Origin of the sequence: Enhydrobacter aerosaccus, assembly GCF_900167455.1 — a bacterium.
GTDB lineage: Bacteria > Pseudomonadota > Alphaproteobacteria > Reyranellales > Reyranellaceae > Reyranella > Reyranella aerosaccus.
In genome coordinates, this window is record NZ_FUWJ01000006.1 from 57,049 (window position 1) to 75,421 (window position 18,373).

Here is an 18,373-nt window from a genome sequence, read left to right on the forward strand (position 1 = left end):
GGATGGTGCCGCCCTCAGCGCCCCAGGAAAGCCCTTTGGACATAGGCATTCGCCAGCAGCTCCTCGCCTGTCCCAGCCAGGACGACGGCGCCCTTTTCGAGCACGTAGCCGCGATGGGCGATGCGTAGGGACTGATGCAGGTTCTGCTCCACCAGCAGCACGCTGATGCCGCTTCGGTTCACGGCTTCGATCAGCTGGAACATCTCCTGCGTGACCTTGGGCATCAGGCCGAGCGAAGGCTCGTCGAGGATGACGAGGCGCGGTTCGGCCATCAGGCCACGGGCGATTGCGAGCATCTGCTGTTCGCCGCCGCTCATCGACCCGGCCAATTGGCCGCGACGCTCCGCCAGGCGTGGGAAGAGCGTGAAGGCCTTGTCGACCAGCGCGCCGATGCGCCCGCGTTCCTTGATGTGGGCGCCGAGCTGCAGGTTCTCCATGACCGTCATCTGCGGGAAGACCAGCCGGCCCTCCGGCACCAGCGTGATGCCGCGGCGCACGACATGGTGGCTGGGCGATCCGCTCAGCACCTCGCCATCGAAGCGGATATCGCCCTTCTGGGGGCGCAGCACGCCGGCGATCATGCGGACCGTGGTCGATTTGCCGGCGCCGTTGGCACCGAGCAGCGCGACGATCTCGCCCGGCTTCACCGTAAGCGACACATCCCGCACCGCCGCCGCGCCGTCGTAGGCGAAGGCGAGGCCGGAAACCTCGAGCGCGCCCTGCATCAGGAGGTGGCCTGCTTGCGGTAGGCGTAGTTGCGATCGAGGCGTTCGATCAGATAGTCGCCATAGCGCACCGGCGGGAAACGGGCCGGGTTGCCGGGGCCGTGGCAGCTCGGCACGACCTCCACGATGCTGTCCATCGACATGTCGAAGAAGTAGGGACAGGAATAGCGGTCGCCGCCGGACAGGTTCTTCACGCGATGCGGGGTCGACTGCCAGCGCCCGTTGGTCCAGCGCGACAGCATGTCGGCCACGTTGACGACCCAGGTTCCGGGCAGGGGCGGCGCCGACAGCCAGGTTCCGTCGCGGCGGCGGACTTCGAGCCCCCCGCGCTGGTCCTGGCACAGGATGGTGATGAAGCCGTAGTCGGTATGGGGCGCGGAGCCGAAGGCGTCTTCGGGTGCATCCCTGGCCTGTGGCGGATAATGGAGCAGCCGCAGAAAGGTCGTGGGCTGCCGGAAATGGGGCGCGAACCAGTCCCGCGGCAGGCCGAGCGCCAGCGCCATGGCCGGCAACAGGCGACGCCGGCAGAACGCTTCCATCGCCTGCTCGTAGGCTTCGACCGGCTGACGGAATTCGGCGGTCGGCAGCTCCGGCCAGAGGTTGGGCCCATCGAGCGGCCGGCCGTAGCGCGGATCGTCTGGCGGTACCTCGTGCATCAGCATGAAGGATTCGGAATCGTTCGGACGGGTGACCTGCGCAACGGTCGAGGTTTCGATCAGCGATGTCTTCGGCGCCATGTAGCCGCGATGGAAACTGTTCATGGCGATGGCGTCCTTGGCCGCGCGCGGCAGGGCGTGAAAGCGTCGCGATGCCGCGAACACGCCCTCGACCAGCGCTTCGTCGACGCCGATATCGGCGAAGTAGCAGAAGCCGATCTGGCTGAAGGCCTGGTCGAGCTGCCGCGCCACCGTCTCCTCGCTTGCATCGGCGAAGCGGATGACGGGCAGCGCTTCCCGAGTGGCGTAAAGATCAACTGGCGTATCCATCGAGCGCACCAACCTCCCCGCGAAACGGCCGCGTTCACTGCAGTGTAGTCAACCGGCGAGGTGCCGGTCATGCAAGAACCGGTCCCGCATGAGAACGTTGACGACCGGAATCGGTCTGGAGGACAGCCCGCCCCTATCATGGCGCAATGATCTTCATTGCCCTCAGTTGCGACCGCCGTCCGAGTTCCACTCGGGCCGTCGAACTCGCGAGCCTCGCGAGGCTCGCGAGGAATGCCGCAAAAGCCAGGCGGGGCAGCCTTTTCAGCCAATCCTCGCGAGGCTCGCGTTTTTTGGGGCGAGCAGGGCGGTGGGGAGGGCGCAAATCGGGAAAGCGCGCGAAGAACCTTTCATTCATCGGCATCCGGCGCTTCCCACCCTGTTGGGAAGCGGTAGCAAGCAGCGGCTGTCGATGGTCCTGGTCGGGGAGCTGGACGGCGACTCTCTCAGCCGCCCAGCACGTCCTTCTCGTGGAACTCGATGCCGCGCGTGACTTCGGGAGCGGCGCCCTCGTACTCGACCTTGCGCAGTTGCGTGCGCCGGATCTTGCCCGAGATGGTCTTGGGCAGCTCGGTCACGAATTCGAGCCGGCGGATGCGCTTGAACGGCGCCAGGCGCGTGTTGCAGTACTTGAGGATCGACGCCGCCGTGTCGCGCGTGGGCGGCGTCGAAGCGGTGAGCAGCACGAAGGCCTTGGGCACGCTGAGCCGGATTTCGTCGGGCGACGGCACGATCGCCGCCTCGGCCACGGCCTCGTGCTCGATCAGCACGCTCTCGAGCTCGAACGGGCTGATGCGGTAGTCGGAGGACTTGAAGACGTCGTCGGCGCGGCCGACGAAGGTGAGATAGCCATCCGAGTCGACGCTGGCGACATCGCCGGTGCGATAGACCTCGCCGTCGGCACCGGTGAGCTTGCCCGAGGCGTCGGCATAGCCCTGCATCAGGCCCGCTGGACGATCGGCGCCGAGCACGAGGCAGACCTCGCCCTCCTTGGCTTCCTTGTCATCGGGGTCGAGCAGGCGCACGCGATAGCCCGGCATCGGGCGGCCCATCGAGCCGGCCTTCACCGGCTGGCCGGGCGAGTTCGCGATCTGCGCCGTCGTCTCGGTCTGGCCGTAGCCATCGCGGATGGTCAGGCCCCAAGCGTCCTGAACCTGGCTGATGACCTCGGGATTGAGTGGTTCGCCGGCGCCGCAGACTTCGCGCAGGGACAGCTTGTAGCTGCGCAGATCCTCCTGGATCATCAGGCGCCAGACCGTGGGCGGGGCGCAGAAGGTCGTCACCTTGCAGCGCTCCAGCACGCCCAGCAGCCCTTTCGCATTGAAAGGCGCCTGGTTGACCATCAGCACGGTCGCGCCGGCGTTCCAGGGCGCGAAGAAGGTACTCCAGGCATGCTTCGCCCAACCGGGCGAGGAGATGTTCACGTGCACGTCGCCCGGCTGCAGGCCGAGCCAGTACATGGTGGACAGGCTGCCGACCGGATAGGAGCGGTGGCTGTGACGCACCAGCTTGGGCTTCGCCGTGGTGCCGGAGGTGAAATAGAGCAGCAGCGGGTCCTCGGCCCGGGTCGGTCCATCCGGCGTAAAGGTCGTCGGCGCCTTATAGGCCTCGGCAAGCGGCAGCCAGCCGTCGAGCCTGGCACCGCTGGTCGTGACGAAGGTCACGCCGTCGCGCGACAGGCCCTTGCACTTTTCCGCCTGGTCCTCGCCGGCAATGATCATGCGCGCGCGGCCGCGCTCGACCCGGTCGGCAAGCTCCTCGCTGGTGAGCAGCGTCGTCGCCGGGATCACTACCACCCCGAGCTTCATCGCTGCCAGCATGATCTCCCACAGCGGCGCGACGTTGTTCAGCACCACCAGCACGTGATCGCCGCGCTTGATGCCCAGTCCGCGCAGCCAGTTGGCAACCTGGTTGGAGCGGACCGACAACTCTGCAAAGGTATGCCTGCTTTCCTGGCCGGTCGCGGCATCGACAATCCAGAGGGCGCATCGGTCCTTGCTGTCGGCAGCCCGCGCCAGTTCGGCATCGAACCAGTCGAGCGCCCAGTTGAAGGGCACCGGGGCGGGCCACTGGAAGCCCTTTACTGCCGCGTCGTAGTTGGTCCGGTTGTCGAGCAGGAATTGCCGGGCTTGCTGGAAAGTGGGCATGGGCGTTCGTCCCCGATTGTTCTTGTGGTGCTATTCGTGGACCGACGGTCCCTCGAGTGCAAGCGCGGCGTCCCCCGCCGGCCGCAAGCCGTCATAGAGGCCGGCACAGCCGGCGTGCAGGTCGTTACCCGGCGACGAGTCGGTGGGGGCGATGAAGCCGGCGGAGATGACGATGTCGCCGACGCGCAGGCGTGCCTCGCTCAGCCAGCGCGAGGCGCGCATCGAGGCACCGGCCTTGTCACGGCTCAGCCAACCGCAGATCAGCGTGCGCTCGCCCGAGGGATCGACGCGGATATGCGCGATATCGCTGCCGGTGAAGGCGCCCGCCGCGCCGGTGACGCGCCACTCGAACGGCACGGTGCGGTAGAGCCGCGCGTCGTCCGCTGTCACATCGGTCGTGCCGACATAGTCGGAGCGGGTGAGGGCCGGCTCTTCGAGCCATCCCAGCGAGATCGCGATGCCAAAGCCGACCACGAGGGCGAAGAAGAGCGCGATTGCCCAGGGCAGAAGACGGCGAGCGGTCACGCGAGCACGGTGGAAAGGCCGCCGTCGACGACCAGCGTATGGCCGGTGATATATGCGCCCGCTTCGGAGGCGAGCAGCAGCAGCGGGCCGCGCAGATCCTCCGGCTTGCCCCAGCGATGGGAGGCGGTGCGCTGCTCCAGCATGTCGCTGAAGGCCTTGTTCTCCTGCAGAGCGACATTGATCTCGGTGCGAATGTATCCGGGCGCAATGGCATTGGCCGTGACGTCGGGACCGAACTCGACGGCGAGGCTCTTGGTCAGGCCGACGATGCCGTGCTTGGCCGAGACGTATCCGGACACCGAGCCGCGGGCCACGATCGCCAGCACCGAGGCGATATTGACGATGCGGCCGTACTTGCGCTTCAGCATGTGCCGGCCGACCTCGCGCGACAGCACGAAGGGGGCGATCAGGTCGGTCTCGACGGTGCGCCGGAAGGAGTCCGTCGGCAGGTCGACGATCGCTTCGCGCGACAGCACGCCGGCATTGTTGACCAGAACGTCGATGCGACGGTGCTTGCGGACGATCGCCTCGACCCGTTCGCGGACCGCCGCCTCGTCGGTGATATCGAGCGGGACCACCTCGGCCTTGCCGCCTTTGCGGACGATCGCGCGGGCGGTGCCTTCGAGGCCTTTCACGGTGCGGCCGGCACAGAGCACGGTAGCACCGGCTGCGGCCAGGGTGAGTGCCATGTCGCGGCCCAGGCCACGCGAGGCGCCGGTCAGGAGAACGACGCGGTTCTTCATGGAAAAGAGGTCTGCCATGGGAACCGATCCTAGCCTAGAAAGGGGCCCGGCACCTATCGGGAGGAGAGATCATGGCCAAAGTGGCAATCGTGACGGGCTCGGCGACCGGACTTGGCGCGGCCTGCGCCGTCGATCTGGCGGGCAAAGGCTGGAACGTCGCGATCAACTACACCAAGAGCAAGAAGGAAGCGGACGAGACCTACGAAAAGGTCAAGGCCAAGGGTGTCGAAGCCATCCTCGTCCAGGCCGACATGGGCCAGGACGCCGACTGCCGGAAGCTGGCTGCCGAGACCCTGAAGACGTGGGGACGCATCGACGGGCTGATCAACAATGCCGGGACCACCAAGTTCCAAAGTCAGGGCGATCTCGACGGCGTGTCGGCCGAGGACTTCGACCGCATCCTGCGCGTGAACGTCACCGGCCCCTACATGATGAGCCGTGCCGTCTATCCGACCATGAAGAAGCAATGGGACGAGAAGCAGGAGCGCGGCGCGATCGTGAACATCTCCTCGATCGCCGGCGTCATGGGCGTGGGAACCTCGATCCCCTATGCCGCCTCGAAGGGCGCGCTCAATACGCTCACCCTGTCGCTGGCGCGCTGGTTCGGGCCGGCGGTGCGCGTCAACACGGTGTGCCCCGGCTTCATCCAGACGCGCTGGCTGCTGGGCGCCCTGGGCCAGGACGACTACGAGAAGCTGAAGGCCGCCCAGGAGGCCAGCACGCCGCTGCGCCAGGCCGGAACGCCGGAGCAGATGGCCGAAGCCGCCATCTTCTTCCTGACCAGCGCCTCCAATATCACCGGCGAGTTCCTGATCGTCGATGCCGGCACCCATCTCGGCGGCCTGCCGATGAAGGGTCGTTAGGACGGACAAATCGTCGAGCGTGGCGCGGCCCTGCCGCGCCACGACTTGAACTTTCTTCGGTGCCGACGGCGAAGAGAAAGTCCTTTCCTTTCGCAGTACGTCTTCTCATGGACCGCCGCACTTCTTCTCCATGGCGGGATTTGGAGCGCGGGCCAAGATCGACCGGAACAACCCGGAGGTCTTGTCCATGAGCCTGCAAGCGACTGCCGACACCCTTGCCAGCTTGCCGCATGTCGTGGCCGACTTGAACTATCTCGTGCCCATGGCCGAGCGGCCCCGCAACTACACCTTCGAACCGCCGGCCGGCGAGCCCTGGAGCAATATCCAGAACGAGACGCGGCGCGTTTCCATCCATGATGCGCGGCCGATCGCCGACAAGGTGTCGCTCGATGCCAATGGCTTCGCGCTCGTCAGCCATCGCAGCGCCGTGCGCGACTTCTTCGACGATGATGAAGTCCGGAAGGTCTACTACCCTGAGGTCGAGCGGTTGCTGAAGGAAGCAACTGGCGCCGATCGTGTCTTCATCTTCGACCATACGACCCGGCGCCGCGTGCCCGGCGCGCAGGATCGTGGCGGCGGTCCGCGCCAGCCGGTGCAGCGGGTCCACATCGATCACACCGCGCGCTCCGGCCCGCAACGCGTGCGCGATCTCCTGCCCGAAGAGGCCGACGAGTTGCTGAAGGGGCGCGTGCAGGTGGTCAATGTCTGGCGGCCGATCCGTGGTCCGCTGCTCGACTCACCGCTTGCCGTGTGCGACGCCACGACCGTGCGCAGCGACGAGCTGGTGCCGTCGGATCTCGTCTATCCGCATCGCGTCGGCGAAACCTACTCGGTCACCTACAATCCGGCGCACCGCTGGTACTATGTCCCGCAGATGCGGACCGGCGAGGCGCTGCTGCTGAAATGCTCGGATACGTCGACGCAGGTTCCGGCGCGCTTCACGCCCCACACGGCCTTCGTCGACCCGACCGCGCCGGCCGACGCTCCGCCGCGCGAGAGCATCGAGGTGCGCACGCTGGTGTTTCACCGCTAAGGCGGCGTCACGCCGGCAGTTCGTGTCCCCGGCCGATGTTGCGGATGATCTCCGCCAGATGCGGCTTGGCCTGCAACAGGGCTCGCCGATAGGCGACGAGCCCGTCCAGCAGCGCCCCGTTGCGGCCGAGGAGCTGGTCGGCGAACTCGACCATGCGGGTGTTGGGCCAGCCGTGCGGACGCAGGTCGAGGATCTTGAGGAAGGCCTCTTCTTCCTGGCCGGGCGCGTGCTGAGCCATCAGGATCGCGGCCGCCGCCGTCGAGCGCGAGACGCCGGCATGGCAATGGATCAGGACGTGGCTGTCGGGAGCGGCATGCACGCGCTCCCCGAACGCCAGCACCTGCTCGATATGCTGCGGCGTGCAGGCCTCGAAGCCCGGATACTCGGCGACCACGTCGTCGAACCGCAGCAGCAGGTGGTCGATCTCGAAATAATCGTCCAGCGCCTCTGGCCGTGGTTCGTGCGTGTCGATGATCGACAGCACATGGCTGACGCCGAGGGAGGAATGGCGCGACAGGTCGGGAATGCCGCAGATCGTGAGCTTGTGACTGGGAAGAGGCATGGCCGCGTTCTACCCCAAGTCGGGTGTGCCGTGCAGGCCGATCTCCGGCGTGCCAGGCATGACGATCAGGCGGCGGTGGGAAAGACCTGGGCGACGAAGCGCCGATAGGCTTCGGCGATCTGGCGCGCGATCGGGCCGCGGATCGTCTCCAGCGTCGCCGCATCGGGCGGGGCTGTCGTTCGCACATCGCCGCCGATGTCGAAATCGAAGCCCGTATTGTCCCGCACTTCTTCCACCGTATGGCCAGGATGGACCGTCTCGAGGACGAATCGGCGGCGGCGGCGGTCGAAGGAGAACCAGCACAGGTTGGTCAGCAGGCCGACCGGGCCGCCAGGCCGATAGACACCGTCGGCCCGCGGGCCGGGGGCGGAGACGAAGTCCACCCGGGGCACCATGACGCGCCGGCTGTGCTCCTCCCGGAACAGGATCACCCGCGGCACTAGGTAATAGAGATAGGCCGAGCCGAACGAACCGGGCCAGCGCACATTGGTCTGGGGATAGGTACCGCCGGCGCCGACGAGGTTGATGTTGGCCTCGCCGTCGATTTGCCCGCCGCCGAGGAAGAAGGCGTCGATTCGGCCCTGGGCCGCCATGTCGAACAGTTCGACGCCGCCCGATGTCATCGCATTCAGATGACGGCTGCCGAGAATGGTGAGGAACAGGCGCCGCGGCGGCGTCTCCGCCGCCGCCCAATGGCGGGCGAGCAGCGCGCCGGCGCCCGGGATCGGTGACGAGGCGCCCACGGCGACGCTGCGGCAGGGGAGTAGCAGCCGGCCAATCGTATGGATCAGCAGTTCCTGGCGCGACACGGTCATTCGGCAGCCTGGCGCCGCCGGTGGACGAACTCGTCGAGGTAGCGGGCGAAGCCGTCGGCGGTGCGGGCCAACTGACTGTAGTCGCGAAGGTGCGCCTCGTCGGTCTCGTAGTGATCCGCCAGTCCCAGCGGCCAGGCACCGCGTGCCGCGACCGCGCTGCCCGCGACATAGATCGCCGGCAGCGTTCCCGCTGCCGTCTCCTCGCTGGCGAGCAGATCGACGTCGCGGACCTCCTCAACGGTAACGAGGGCGCCGTGGATCGCCGCCTGGGCCATGACGGCCAGATCGTGCTGCCGGCCGATGAAGATGTTGCCGTCGCGATCGGCGTACGGCGCATGGATCACGGCGAAATCCGGTCGTATGGCCGGCAGCAGCACGATGGGATCGCGATGTGCCGCAAACGGATTGTCGATCACCTTCCAGTCGGAGCGATGCGTGAGCAGGTCGCTGCCGATGATGCCGCGCAAGGGGATAAAGGGAATGTTCTTGCGACCGGCCTCGATCGCGGCGTGGATGGCCGGGCAGGTGGCATCCCGCATCTCGATCGTCCCGGCCTTCAAGGCGGCATGGAAGCGATGCGGAGTGCCGTGCTCGCCAAAGGAGATGGCGGAGGTCTCGAGCGTCCTGACGCAGCCGGCACCGATCAGCAGGTCGGCCTGAAGGTCGCTGACCGGAACGCAAACCAGATGAAGGTCTCGAACACCGCGCCGGATCAGGGCGCGCGTGGTCTCCATGGCAACGCCGAGCCCGTCATGAGGCACGGCGATCTTCGCGCCGTCCGATACCTGAGTGGCAAGTTCCTCGACGGAACTCCGCAGCCAATCCTGGGACATGCGTCCCTCCCGAACAATCTTGTTGGGGGTCATTCTGTGGCCGGGCATCGCCTGCGGCAAGACGGGTCAGCCGCAGATCTCTTTCGCCATCCGGTCGAAGGCGACCCAGAACTGCGCCCGGATATCATCGGTTTCCATCAGCACTTCGTGCCGGCAGCCGGCGATGGTCAGGAGTTCGCCCTGGCGCAGCCGTGCGACCACCGGCGGATGGCTGGCCGGATCGACGAGATCGTCCTGCGCCGCGCTGACCAGCAGGATCGGCAGGTCGATGCGCTCGAGCATCCCGGGCGCCAAGGCGGCGGTCATCGACCGCAAGGCCTGTCGGCACCAGCCGATGGTCGGCCCGCCAAGGCAGAGGCGCGGATCGGCCTCGAACCAATCGGCGGTGAAGCGAAAGCGCCGCTCGTCATGTGTGAGGACGTTGCCGGCGAACGGATACTTCGACGCCTGGAATGCGCCAGTGCCGAACAGATAGTGCCGGTCGACGGCCTGAAAAGGCGGGGTGAGCCGAATCACGTTCCGCAACAGCGCCTGGCGTTTCAGGCCCATCATGGGAGCCGTCACGATGCCGCCGGCAAACGGGCCGCTTCCGTTCTGGGCGAGCGAGCGCAGGAAGAGGTGGCCGCCCATCGAATGGCAAAGCCCGATCACTGGTCTGGGTGCATCGATCAGCACGGTATCGAGGAACAGGCTGAGATCCGTGAGATAGGTCTCGAAGCGATCGATATGGCCCTTATGGCTGTCCGGCAGGGGCCGATCGGACAGGCCCTGGCCCCGCCAGTCGAAGCCAACGACGGCGAAGCCGCGCGATAGGAGTTCGCCGACCACTTCCGTCGCGTATTTCTCGATGAACTCCAGCCGTCCGGGCAGGATCAGCACTGTTCCCCGGGGCGTCCCGACAGCGTTCCACCACGCGTAGCGCAAACGAGTCGCACCCGATTGCAGAAAGGCATAGCGATCGGCGGGCCGATAGGGCGGCTGGAGACCGACCGGAACGGCCGCCGGTGCGGCAAGAGGGTCGTCTTTCGTCATTTGAGACGGCGGCATTTTGGCATTTTGGCCTTCATTGGAGTCGGACTCTTTACCGGTCCCGGGCACACGGCTATAGATCGCATCGGTCGCCTCATCGCCTGCGAAGGGTCGCAGACGAGGAAATCTGGCGCAAGGAAACCTCGAAGAGGTCCGCCGCGGCGCGTGGTTATCGGCTCAAGGCTTGGAGTCGATCCGGCATTTTCCTTGCGTCGACCTGAGTCGCGCGCGGGAGGCCTGCGACCACGACCCTGCTGCGAACCCTGCCCTCGTTGACGGATTATCGGAGCGGTCGCCGGTCTATGTTTCGTCTCGGGGTGGTTCTCCTCATTACAGTCGCGGCCACAATTGCGGGCTGGCGGCTGCTTGATCGCCAGGTTGATGCGGCCAATGTCGAAGGGCCGCTGCACGGCGTCACCTATGCGCCCTGGGGCAAGGATCAGGATCCCCTGTCGGCCACGTCGAGCGGCATCCTGAGCTTCCTGCGCACCGCCTTCACCGAGGAGCCACCGCCGCCGGTCAAGCCGCGCAAGGAGCAGGTCGAACGCGACTTCGCAATGATGGCGGGACACGTCGATACGATCCGCACCTATCGCACCTCGGATGGCGGCGACTACATGCCCCAGATCGCGGCGCGCTACGGCCTGAAGCTGGTGCCGGGCGCTTGGATCTACAGCGCCAAGGAAGCCCAGCGGCAGTTCGGCCGCGACGCCGCAGACGTCAACGCTGAGGAGACGCGCACGCTCATCCGGATGGCCAACCAGAATCCGAACATCGAGCGGGTCCTGGTCGGCAATGAAAACATCCTGCGCTGGGACAATCAGCTCGGCCTCGCCGACTCCTACGCGGTCAGCCCGGCCCAGCTCATCCGCGAGATCCGCAACGTCAAGCGTAACGTCCGGGTGCCGGTCGGCACGTCGGAGACGGCGGATATCTGGCTGCGCTATCCGGAGCTGGTGAAGGAAGTCGATTTCCTCGGCGTGCACATCCTGCCGTACTGGGACGAGGCCTCCAGCCAGAGCCCGCTCGATTACCTCAAGGACAAGATCAGCCAGCTGCGCAAGGCTTACCCTAACAAGAACATCATCGTCACCGAAGTCGGCTGGCCGTCGAACGGCGCCGCGCGCCGCATGCCGTCGACGGGCTACGTCAAGTATGCCACGCCGGCCGAGCAGGCGAAGAATGTCCGCGACATGGTGGCCTGGCTGAAGCAGCAGGGCATCGACTACTTCGTCATCGAGGCCATCGATCAGCCGTGGAAGTCCTACGACCTCGAAGGCAAGGCCGGCGGCTACTGGGGCGTGTGGAACGCCGATCGCCAGCCCAAGTTCGCCTGGAGCGGCGCGATCGAGACCTTCCCGCAATGGTCGGTCTATGCCGCCTGGTCGATTGCCGCCGCGATGCCCTTGATGCTGCTGTTCCTGTGGAAGTGGCGCGATCTCCGCATCACCGGCCAGTTGCTGTTCTGCGCGCTCGTCGTGCTCTCCACCAGCGCCGTGGCCTTCGGCGCGTCGGTGGCGGCCGGGACCTACATGGTCACGGGCGAGGAGGTGGGATGGGGCGCCTTGGCCTTCTTCCTGGTCATCAGCCTCGCCATGGCGCTGGTACAGGCGCTGGAGTTCGTCGAGACGATCTGGCGGCGCCGCTGGATGCGCGAGGCGTTGCCGGCGGCCGAGATGATCTCACTTCAGCCGGCCGATCGGTCATGGCCGAAAGTCTCGCTGCATCTGGCGATCTGCAACGAGCCGCCGGCGATGGTGATCCAGACGCTCGATTCGCTGGCTGCGCTGGACTATCCGAACTTCGAAGTCATCGTCATCGACAACAACACCAAGGATCCGGCGGTCTGGCGTCCGGTGCAGGATTATTGTGCCCAGCTTGGTGAGCGCTTTCGCTTCTTCCATTTCGATGTGATGAAGGGCTTCAAGGCGGGCGCGCTCAACTACGTGCTGAGCCAGACCGCGGCCGATGCCAAGGTCATCGGTGTCATCGACAGCGACTACATGGTGCGGCCGGATTGGCTGAAGGCGGTCGTGCCGTATTTCGACGATCCGAAGATCAGCTATGTCCAGGCGCCGCAGGATCATCGCGACTGGCGCGACGACCGCTTCAAGGAAATGCTGAACTGGGAATATGCCGGCTTCTTCGATATCGGCATGTGCCTGCGCAACGAGTACGACGCCATCATCCAGCACGGCACCATGACGCTGGTGCGGCGCGACCGCATGGAGGAGATGGACGGCTGGGCGACCTGGTGCATCACCGAGGATACCGAACTCGGCCTGCGCCTGATGGAGAAGGGCTACGGCGCCATGTATAGCCGAGAGCGCTTCGGTCACGGCCTGACGCCCGATCATTTCGCCGGCTACAAGAAGCAGCGCTTCCGCTGGGCCTATGGTGCCATGCAGATCATGAAGGCGCATGTCGGCCGGATGTTCGGCGGCAGCACCCAACTGACCTTCTGGCAAAAATACCACTTCGTCGCCGGCTGGCTCCCGTGGTTTGCCGATGCGCTCAACCTGATCTTCACCTGGGCCGGGCTGGCCTGGATCTTGGCCGTGCTGGTGCCGCCGCTGTTCGGGCTGAGGCCGGTCGGTCTGCCGCCCGCGGAGTTCATCGCACCGACCATCGGTATCTTCGTCTTCAAGCTGGTCTACTCCTTCGGCCTCTACGCCGATCGCGTGAAATGCACGTTCCGGCAGAGCCTGGGTGCGTCGCTGGCGGGCCTCGCGCTCACCTATACGGTCGGCCGCGCGGTCATCTATGGCCTGATGACGAGCCGGCTACCCTTCATGCGCACGCCCAAGATGGACGAGCGCGCGACGCTCGGCATGGCACTTGGCATGGCGCGCGGCGAGGCCATTCTGATGCTGCTGCTGTGGCTGGCGGCGATCGTGCTGTGGAACACCAACGGCCAGATCAATCCGGAAGCGCGGCTGTGGGCTTTCTTCATGGTGGTGCAGTCGTTGCCCTTCACGGCGGCGGTCGTCGTTTCGCTGGTGAATGCCCTGGAGCAGATGCGTCACTCCCAGACCGCCTTCGAGCCTGCACCCGTGACCAGCCCCAGCAGTTCGGGGCCGGCCATGCAGCCGGCCCAATAGGCTTCGTCAGCGCTTTTCCCTGTCGACACGTCATCATCGTCTGTTAGACCCTTGGCCATGCCCACCGCCGCCCATGCAGGCACTGCCCTGTTCCTGAAGCGCTGGCTTCGCCGGCCCCTTGCGGTTGGCGCCGTCATGCCGAGCGGTCGATGGCTGACCCAGGCAATGGCGCGGACGACATTGGCCGCTCTGGGAGATCGCCCGGGCCATGTCATCGAACTGGGAGCCGGGACGGGCGAGGTGACGCGCGCCTTGCTGGCGGCCGGCATTGCCGCCGATCGATTGGCCGTCATCGAGCGTGATCCTGAGCTGGTGGCGTTCCTGCGCCGCTATATAGCCGGCCCCAAGATCATCGAAGGCGATGCGGCACGACTGCCGCAGCTGCTGGCGGCCCATGGCATTCGCCAGGTCGGCGCCATCGTCTCCAGTCTTCCCCTCCTGTCGCTGCCTGCCGATGTCGTGACCGGTATCGTCGAGGGCGTGTTCCAGACGTTGCCGGCGGACGGTGCGCTGGTGCAGTTCACTTATGGTCCGTCTCCGCCTGTGCCGAAGGCCCTGCGCGAGAGTCTGGGGCTCGCCGGTGGAAGAAGCCGCCGGATCTGGCGCAATGTGCCGCCGGCGGTCGTGTGGACCTTCACCCGGTCTCCGCGACGTGCCTGATCTTCGCTTTGAAGACGCCTTGCGTGCCGACATTGCCGACAATCTGCGGCGCTTCCAGGTGCGCCGACAAGCCGATCCGGGCAGCCTTCGCCACGCCGCCGTCGCCGTTGTCATCGTCGAGGCCGACACCGCCGGCGAGGCAGCCTTCCTGCTGACCCGGCGCACGCCGAAGCTCCGCGCACACGGTGGCCAGTGGGCTCTGCCCGGAGGGCGAGTCGATCCCGGTGAAACAGTCGAGCAGGCGGCGTTGCGCGAATTGCACGAGGAACTGGGAGTCCTGGCCGGCACCGACGACGTGCTGGGCCGGCTCGACGATTATCCGACGAGGTCGGGCTATCTCATCGCGCCGGTGGTCGTGTGGCTGCGCGGCATCGTCGATCTCGAGCCCAATCCGGCCGAGGTGGCTGCTGCCTACCGGATCCGATGCACCGAACTCTTCCGTCCGGACTCGCCCGAGATTGTCGCCATCGAGGAGTCCGACCGGCCGATCATCCGGGTTCCCCTTCCGGTGGCAACCGTGAACGCGCCGACGGCAGCGATCCTGTACCAGTTCAAGGAAGTCGCGCTCGCCGGCCGCGATACGCGCGTGGACCACTACGAGCAACCGGTCTTCGCCTGGCGCTGAGCGTCAGGAGCGCGCGCTCGCCACGGCCACGGGGCGCTTCTTCAGGAAGATCGTGGTTTCCTGCTCCATCACATGCTCGCCGCGCTGGTTGATGGTGACCTGCCGGATGCGCGCTATCCCCCGGTCGGGCTTGGATGCCGACGGCCGCAATTCGACGATGTCGGTTACGACGCGCAACGTGTCACCGGGGCGAACAGGACGCGGGAACTGGGTTTCCCCCAGGCCCGGCGAGCCCAGGCTGCAGGCGCGGAACACGCCGAGATCCAGCCACAGGCGCAAGGTCGCGCACATCGTATGGAGGCCGGAGGCGATCAGGCCCTCGAAGGCCCATTTGTTCGAGAACTCGACGTCGATGTGGAACGGCTGAGGATCCCACTGGCGGGCAAAGTCGATGATTGCGGCCTCGGTGATGGTCATGCCGCCGCTGACAAAGCGTTCGCCCGTGCGGAAGTCCTCGAAATAGCGATCGGTCACGGAACCAGCTCCCTCCAGTGGAGATCGACAATCAGATGGGAAGAGTAGGCTGGAAGCCCGACGAAACCCATCGATCGGTGAAGCCTTCCCTGTCTCTTATGTCGTCGCCGATTGTGTCGAGCGTGAGACGCCAACGCGCTGCGGGTCTTCAGGCAAGCCGCATCAGCGGCACCGCAGCGGCCGATAGCAGGACCGCCAGCAATCGCAGGCGCGTAAAGGGCTCATGGAGCCATATCACCGCAATCAAGAGGGCGAAGGCTGAGCTGGTGTCCCGCAATGCCGATGCCGGGGCCACCGGCGCATGGCTCCAGACCCACAGGATCAGCTGGTAGGATAGGATCGCGGCGATGGAAATGGGCAGGACGCCGATCGCGTGATCGGCCAGGATGCGCCACGGTCGGGCGATGCGGCTCTGCGCCAGAGACATGGCCACGGCGTTGGTAATGGAGACGACGAAGCCGTACGCCCAAGGCGAGCCGGCATGGCGGACGCCCTGCGCATCGCACAGGACATAGGCGGCAGTCGAGAGGCCGGCGAGGAGGATCCAGAGCAAGGCCCGTCTCGGTACGGCTGTGGTGCTGGCATTGGCCTGCGCCAGCAGGAACAGCGACAGCGCGATCAGGCCAATACCAAGAAAGCCGTAGAGACTAAGCGTCTCACCGGACAGGAGAGTGGCGAGGGCAACCACCAGGAGGACCGACAAGGCGCGGACGACCGGATAAACCAATCCGAAGCCAACGAGCGCATAGGCACGCAGCAGCGCGGTGACCGTTACCAGATTGATGCAGGTCGAGGCGGCCAGCCATGGCCAGGAGGAGGGCGAAGGCAAGCCGGTCCAGAACAGGCCTGGCAGGACGAGCAGCGCGCAGACCATCATTTGCGCGGTCATGGCTTCGGTCGGCTTGGGATGGGCCTTTATGGCCGCGTTCCAACCCGCATGGAGCGCGGCGCTGACCAGGGCGCCGACCACATCCCACAGCTGCATGGGCCTAGCCCAGCCGCCGATAATAGAAGGTGGTGCTGCACAGCCCGCCGTCGGGCCAGAGCGCGTAGTCCGGCACCGAGCCGGCGCGCTCCCAACCCAGTCGGGCATACAAACGCTCGGCATCGCTGCCGGTCGCGGTGTCGAGGACGAGCAGGGTCTTGCCCGCGGCGCGCGCCTCCTGCTCCGCCACGCGCATCAGGGCGGCGCCGACGCCCCGTTTGCGAGCTCGGCGGTGAACCAGCATCTTGGCCACGTCGGCACGATGGGGCTGATTCTCCGTTTGAGCCGGAACCAGTTGGACCGTGCCGGCAATGCCCTCGGCATCCTCCGCCACCAGCAGGATCCGACGGCCAGCGTCAATGTCTTGGGCGAGCCCCCGCCAGAACGACGCCGCTCTGTCCAGCGAGAGCGGCAGCATGAAGCTCACCGACGCGCCGCCTTCGACGCAATCGACCAGGACATGGGCCAGTTGCTCGATATCCGGCTCGCGCAGGGCCGGAACACGTCTTACCCGGACGTCGGTCACGGCGTCCCCATCACGATCGCGATCGCATAGCGTGCCGGCTTGCGGGTGCGGTTGCGATAGGCGGTCGGCTGGTCGAGGACGAAGGCCAGGCAGTCGCCCGTCTCAAGTCGGTAATGCTGCGTGCCGATGGTGACCTCGATGGTGCCGTCGAGAACCCAGACCTGTTGGTGCGCCGGCTTCTGGCGCGGCCCGCTGTCGTAAGCCACCGAGGCGCCGGCGGGGAACTCGACTTCGACGATCTGGATCGGCGTCAGGGTGCCCGGCGGCGAGACGTTGCGTCGAACGTAGCCGGAGGCGGGATCACGCCAGACCGGCTGGTCGGAGCGTCGGGAAACGGGCGTCGCGGCGGTTGCCGGCGGCTCGAACAGGTTCGCCAGCGTGACGCTGAGACCCGTCGCAAGCCTTTCGAGCAAGACCGCTGTCGGGCTGGTCTCGCCCCGTTCGATCAGGGAGATCATGGAGCGGCTCACGCCGCTGCGCTCGGCCAAGGCCTCCAGCGAAAGCTCGCGCTCGGCACGAAGCTGTCGTACCCGCGCCGCGATTCGCTTGTTGACGTCTGACTCCTCCATCTTCCCTATCGTGCATCATAATGGATAACATGTCCATTATGTTGGACGTCGAGCATCGGAGGGTGTTTTCGACGGCAGCGCATCTCGGCGTTGGCTAAAGAGACGAAGGGCTGGCTTGCGGCAGGCTCAGATATCGAGGATGGCGACGAGCTGACCCTCGTCGATGGCATCGCCTTCGTTGACCTTGATTTCCTTGATGGTCCCGGCGGTCGGCGAGAGGACCGGGATCTCCATCTTCATGGATTCCAGAATCATGATCTCGCCATCAGCGTCGACTTTGTCGCCGGCCTTGAGTTGGATCTTCCAGACATTGCCCGCGATCTCGGACTTCACGTTGACGACGGCCATTCCCGGTGTTCCTCGCGCTCTTTCCGGCCAGCCTTTTCGGCCACGGCACGGGCCAAGGCAAGGGCAGAGCGGCCGGCTCGCGCGCCGAGCCGGTATGCCGTGTGGTTGAACGCGGAGATCGTTCCGTCCTGCAATGTGGACCGCCCGTCGCCGATGCGCGCGGACCGCGCCGCCACCGCGACGCCCGCGACCCCGGCCTCTTCCAGAACCGACAGGCCGAGGATGCCACCGTCATCGATGCCGGGACCTGCATCGTTGAAGAAGATCAGACGTGGCCTGGCCGGCGCCGTCGCATGGCCCGAGTTCAGTGCAGCGTGACTGCCCGTGGCGACTACGCGGTCCTTGTCCTCGGGGAGGAGTAATGAGGCCGAGTCGACGCACACGATATCGCCGACCAGGTGGCGATCCTCGCCCTTGGGCGCCGGCGGACGATGGGGCCAATGTGCGGCTTTCAGCAACTCGACCGCGTCGCGGCAGGTCATGCCGATCGTCACGCCGCACAGCGCTGCCGGTGCATTGACGCGGCTGACGAGGCCGCGCTCGTACTGGTCCCTGCCGTCGCCGATGCGGCAGCTCTCGGTCGCCAGCGCGACCATGGCCATACCCAGCGATTCGGCATAGCCGAGGCCGCTGACACCGGCTTCGTCGAGTCCGATGCCCGCATCATGATGGATGGCGGCGCGCACGCCGGCCTTGGCCGACAGATGGGCGGCATAGACGGCGCCGTGCGAACCGCCGACCACGACCGCGCCATCGGCTTCGCGCGGCAGCTTGGTCACACTGTCGAGGACGAGGACGGCGACGTTCATTGGGCGACAGCATAGCCC

20 protein-coding genes are annotated in these 18,373 nt (G+C 66.2%); 5 read left to right on the plus strand and 15 right to left on the minus strand.

The genetic code is table 11. The features are described 5' to 3' along the window. Positions 1–14: 14 nt before the first annotated feature. The 5 genes from B5D62_RS20480 to B5D62_RS20500 all read right to left on the minus strand — a co-directional run bounded on the left by B5D62_RS20480 (position 15) and on the right by B5D62_RS20500 (position 5,141). Entirely contained in the window at positions 15–725 is a 711-nt protein-coding gene (locus B5D62_RS20480) for an ABC transporter ATP-binding protein (protein WP_085935809.1), read from the minus strand. Further along, a complete protein-coding gene (locus B5D62_RS20485; protein ID WP_085935810.1) occupies positions 725–1,711 on the minus strand; it encodes an isopenicillin N synthase family dioxygenase in 987 nt (328 codons plus the stop codon). Before B5D62_RS20485 ends, B5D62_RS20480 begins: the two co-directional genes overlap by 1 nt. Positions 1,712–2,154: 443 nt before the next feature. After that, positions 2,155–3,855, minus strand: coding sequence for an AMP-binding protein (locus B5D62_RS20490; RefSeq protein ID WP_085935811.1), 1,701 nt, complete (start codon positions 3,853–3,855; stop codon positions 2,155–2,157). Positions 3,856–3,885: 30 nt separating this feature from the next. Beyond that, positions 3,886–4,380, minus strand: coding sequence for a hypothetical protein (locus B5D62_RS20495; protein WP_085935812.1), 495 nt, complete (start codon positions 4,378–4,380; stop codon positions 3,886–3,888). After that, positions 4,377–5,141: an SDR family NAD(P)-dependent oxidoreductase gene (locus B5D62_RS20500; protein ID WP_085935813.1), complete on the minus strand. Its 765-nt coding sequence runs from the start codon at positions 5,139–5,141 to the stop codon at positions 4,377–4,379. The genes B5D62_RS20495 and B5D62_RS20500 overlap by 4 nt, the downstream gene beginning before the upstream one ends. Before the next feature lie 53 nt (positions 5,142–5,194). Here B5D62_RS20500 and B5D62_RS20505 point away from each other — a divergent pair, with 53 nt between their 5' ends. Both B5D62_RS20505 and B5D62_RS20510 read left to right on the plus strand, forming a co-directional pair. Beyond that, positions 5,195–5,986, plus strand: a complete 792-nt coding sequence (locus B5D62_RS20505) for an SDR family NAD(P)-dependent oxidoreductase (protein ID WP_085935814.1) — start codon at positions 5,195–5,197, stop codon at positions 5,984–5,986. 187 nt (positions 5,987–6,173) lie between these two features. Next, entirely contained in the window at positions 6,174–7,019 is an 846-nt protein-coding gene (locus B5D62_RS20510) for a CmcJ/NvfI family oxidoreductase (RefSeq protein WP_085936000.1), read from the plus strand. A gap of 7 nt (positions 7,020–7,026) precedes the next feature. Here the strand turns inward: B5D62_RS20510 and B5D62_RS20515 are convergent, their stop codons facing one another. From B5D62_RS20515 to B5D62_RS20530, 4 genes are all read right to left on the minus strand, one after another. Continuing rightward, entirely contained in the window at positions 7,027–7,581 is a 555-nt protein-coding gene (locus tag B5D62_RS20515) for a tyrosine phosphatase family protein (RefSeq protein ID WP_085935815.1), read from the minus strand. 65 nt (positions 7,582–7,646) lie between these two features. Continuing rightward, a complete protein-coding gene (locus B5D62_RS20520; protein WP_085935816.1) occupies positions 7,647–8,396 on the minus strand; it encodes a CoA-transferase in 750 nt (249 codons plus the stop codon). Further along, entirely contained in the window at positions 8,393–9,229 is an 837-nt protein-coding gene (locus tag B5D62_RS20525) for a CoA transferase subunit A (protein ID WP_085935817.1), read from the minus strand. Before B5D62_RS20525 ends, B5D62_RS20520 begins: the two co-directional genes overlap by 4 nt. Positions 9,230–9,295: 66 nt before the next feature. Continuing rightward, entirely contained in the window at positions 9,296–10,261 is a 966-nt protein-coding gene (locus B5D62_RS20530) for an alpha/beta fold hydrolase (protein ID WP_170921042.1), read from the minus strand. Positions 10,262–10,560: 299 nt separating this feature from the next. On the opposite strand from B5D62_RS20530, the gene B5D62_RS20535 reads away from it, so the two are divergent. From B5D62_RS20535 to B5D62_RS20545, 3 genes are read left to right on the plus strand one after another with little or no spacing between them, the layout of a single operon-like run. Beyond that, positions 10,561–13,359, plus strand: coding sequence for a glycosyltransferase (locus tag B5D62_RS20535; protein WP_085935819.1), 2,799 nt, complete (start codon positions 10,561–10,563; stop codon positions 13,357–13,359). Between the two features lie 57 nt (positions 13,360–13,416). Then, the gene (locus tag B5D62_RS33655) at positions 13,417–14,019 is read left to right on the plus strand and encodes a class I SAM-dependent methyltransferase (protein ID WP_085935820.1); all 603 of its coding nucleotides are present in this window, start codon (positions 13,417–13,419) and stop codon (positions 14,017–14,019) included. After that, entirely contained in the window at positions 13,967–14,644 is a 678-nt protein-coding gene (locus B5D62_RS20545) for an NUDIX hydrolase (protein ID WP_085935821.1), read from the plus strand. The genes B5D62_RS33655 and B5D62_RS20545 overlap by 53 nt, the downstream gene beginning before the upstream one ends. A 3-nt stretch (positions 14,645–14,647) precedes the next feature. On the opposite strand, the gene B5D62_RS20550 is transcribed toward B5D62_RS20545, so the two are convergent. The 6 genes from B5D62_RS20550 to B5D62_RS20575 form a co-directional block, all read right to left on the minus strand. Continuing rightward, a complete protein-coding gene (locus tag B5D62_RS20550; protein ID WP_139373996.1) occupies positions 14,648–15,118 on the minus strand; it encodes a MaoC family dehydratase in 471 nt (156 codons plus the stop codon). Between the two features lie 148 nt (positions 15,119–15,266). Then, on the minus strand, positions 15,267–16,103 hold the full coding sequence (locus tag B5D62_RS20555; protein WP_085935822.1) for an EamA family transporter: 837 nt from the start codon (positions 16,101–16,103) through the stop codon (positions 15,267–15,269). Between the two features lie 4 nt (positions 16,104–16,107). Then, positions 16,108–16,629, minus strand: a complete 522-nt coding sequence (locus B5D62_RS20560; RefSeq protein ID WP_085935823.1) for a GNAT family N-acetyltransferase — start codon at positions 16,627–16,629, stop codon at positions 16,108–16,110. Next, positions 16,626–17,198: a helix-turn-helix domain-containing protein gene (locus B5D62_RS20565; RefSeq protein WP_085935824.1), complete on the minus strand. Its 573-nt coding sequence runs from the start codon at positions 17,196–17,198 to the stop codon at positions 16,626–16,628. Before B5D62_RS20565 ends, B5D62_RS20560 begins: the two co-directional genes overlap by 4 nt. 126 nt (positions 17,199–17,324) lie before the next feature. Then, entirely contained in the window at positions 17,325–17,546 is a 222-nt protein-coding gene (locus tag B5D62_RS20570) for a biotin/lipoyl-binding carrier protein (protein WP_085935825.1), read from the minus strand. Next, on the minus strand, positions 17,528–18,355 hold the full coding sequence (locus B5D62_RS20575) for a hypothetical protein (protein ID WP_085935826.1): 828 nt from the start codon (positions 18,353–18,355) through the stop codon (positions 17,528–17,530). Before B5D62_RS20575 ends, B5D62_RS20570 begins: the two co-directional genes overlap by 19 nt. Between the last annotated feature and the right edge of the window lie 18 nt (positions 18,356–18,373).

Bases quoted from the DNA above. Each gene is read 5' to 3' on its own strand.
- B5D62_RS20480 (WP_085935809.1), bottom strand. From the start codon at position 725: ATGCAGGGCGCGCTCGAGGTTTCCGGCCTCGCCTTCGCCTACGACGGC.
- B5D62_RS20485 (WP_085935810.1), bottom strand. From the start codon at position 1,711: ATGGATACGCCAGTTGATCTTTACGCCACTCGGGAAGCGCTGCCCGTC.
- B5D62_RS20490 (WP_085935811.1), bottom strand. From the start codon at position 3,855: ATGCCCACTTTCCAGCAAGCCCGGCAATTCCTGCTCGACAACCGGACC.
- B5D62_RS20500 (WP_085935813.1), bottom strand. From the start codon at position 5,141: ATGGCAGACCTCTTTTCCATGAAGAACCGCGTCGTTCTCCTGACCGGC.
- B5D62_RS20505 (WP_085935814.1), top strand. From the start codon at position 5,195: ATGGCCAAAGTGGCAATCGTGACGGGCTCGGCGACCGGACTTGGCGCG.
- B5D62_RS20510 (WP_085936000.1), top strand. From the start codon at position 6,174: ATGAGCCTGCAAGCGACTGCCGACACCCTTGCCAGCTTGCCGCATGTC.
- B5D62_RS20515 (WP_085935815.1), bottom strand. From the start codon at position 7,581: ATGCCTCTTCCCAGTCACAAGCTCACGATCTGCGGCATTCCCGACCTG.
- B5D62_RS20520 (WP_085935816.1), bottom strand. From the start codon at position 8,396: ATGACCGTGTCGCGCCAGGAACTGCTGATCCATACGATTGGCCGGCTG.
- B5D62_RS20525 (WP_085935817.1), bottom strand. From the start codon at position 9,229: ATGTCCCAGGATTGGCTGCGGAGTTCCGTCGAGGAACTTGCCACTCAG.
- B5D62_RS20530 (WP_170921042.1), bottom strand. From the start codon at position 10,261: ATGACGAAAGACGACCCTCTTGCCGCACCGGCGGCCGTTCCGGTCGGT.
- B5D62_RS20535 (WP_085935819.1), top strand. From the start codon at position 10,561: ATGTTTCGTCTCGGGGTGGTTCTCCTCATTACAGTCGCGGCCACAATT.
- B5D62_RS33655 (WP_085935820.1), top strand. From the start codon at position 13,417: ATGCCCACCGCCGCCCATGCAGGCACTGCCCTGTTCCTGAAGCGCTGG.
- B5D62_RS20545 (WP_085935821.1), top strand. From the start codon at position 13,967: ATGTGCCGCCGGCGGTCGTGTGGACCTTCACCCGGTCTCCGCGACGTG.
- B5D62_RS20555 (WP_085935822.1), bottom strand. From the start codon at position 16,103: ATGCAGCTGTGGGATGTGGTCGGCGCCCTGGTCAGCGCCGCGCTCCAT.
- B5D62_RS20565 (WP_085935824.1), bottom strand. From the start codon at position 17,198: ATGGAGGAGTCAGACGTCAACAAGCGAATCGCGGCGCGGGTACGACAG.
- B5D62_RS20570 (WP_085935825.1), bottom strand. From the start codon at position 17,546: ATGGCCGTCGTCAACGTGAAGTCCGAGATCGCGGGCAATGTCTGGAAG.
- B5D62_RS20575 (WP_085935826.1), bottom strand. From the start codon at position 18,355: ATGAACGTCGCCGTCCTCGTCCTCGACAGTGTGACCAAGCTGCCGCGC.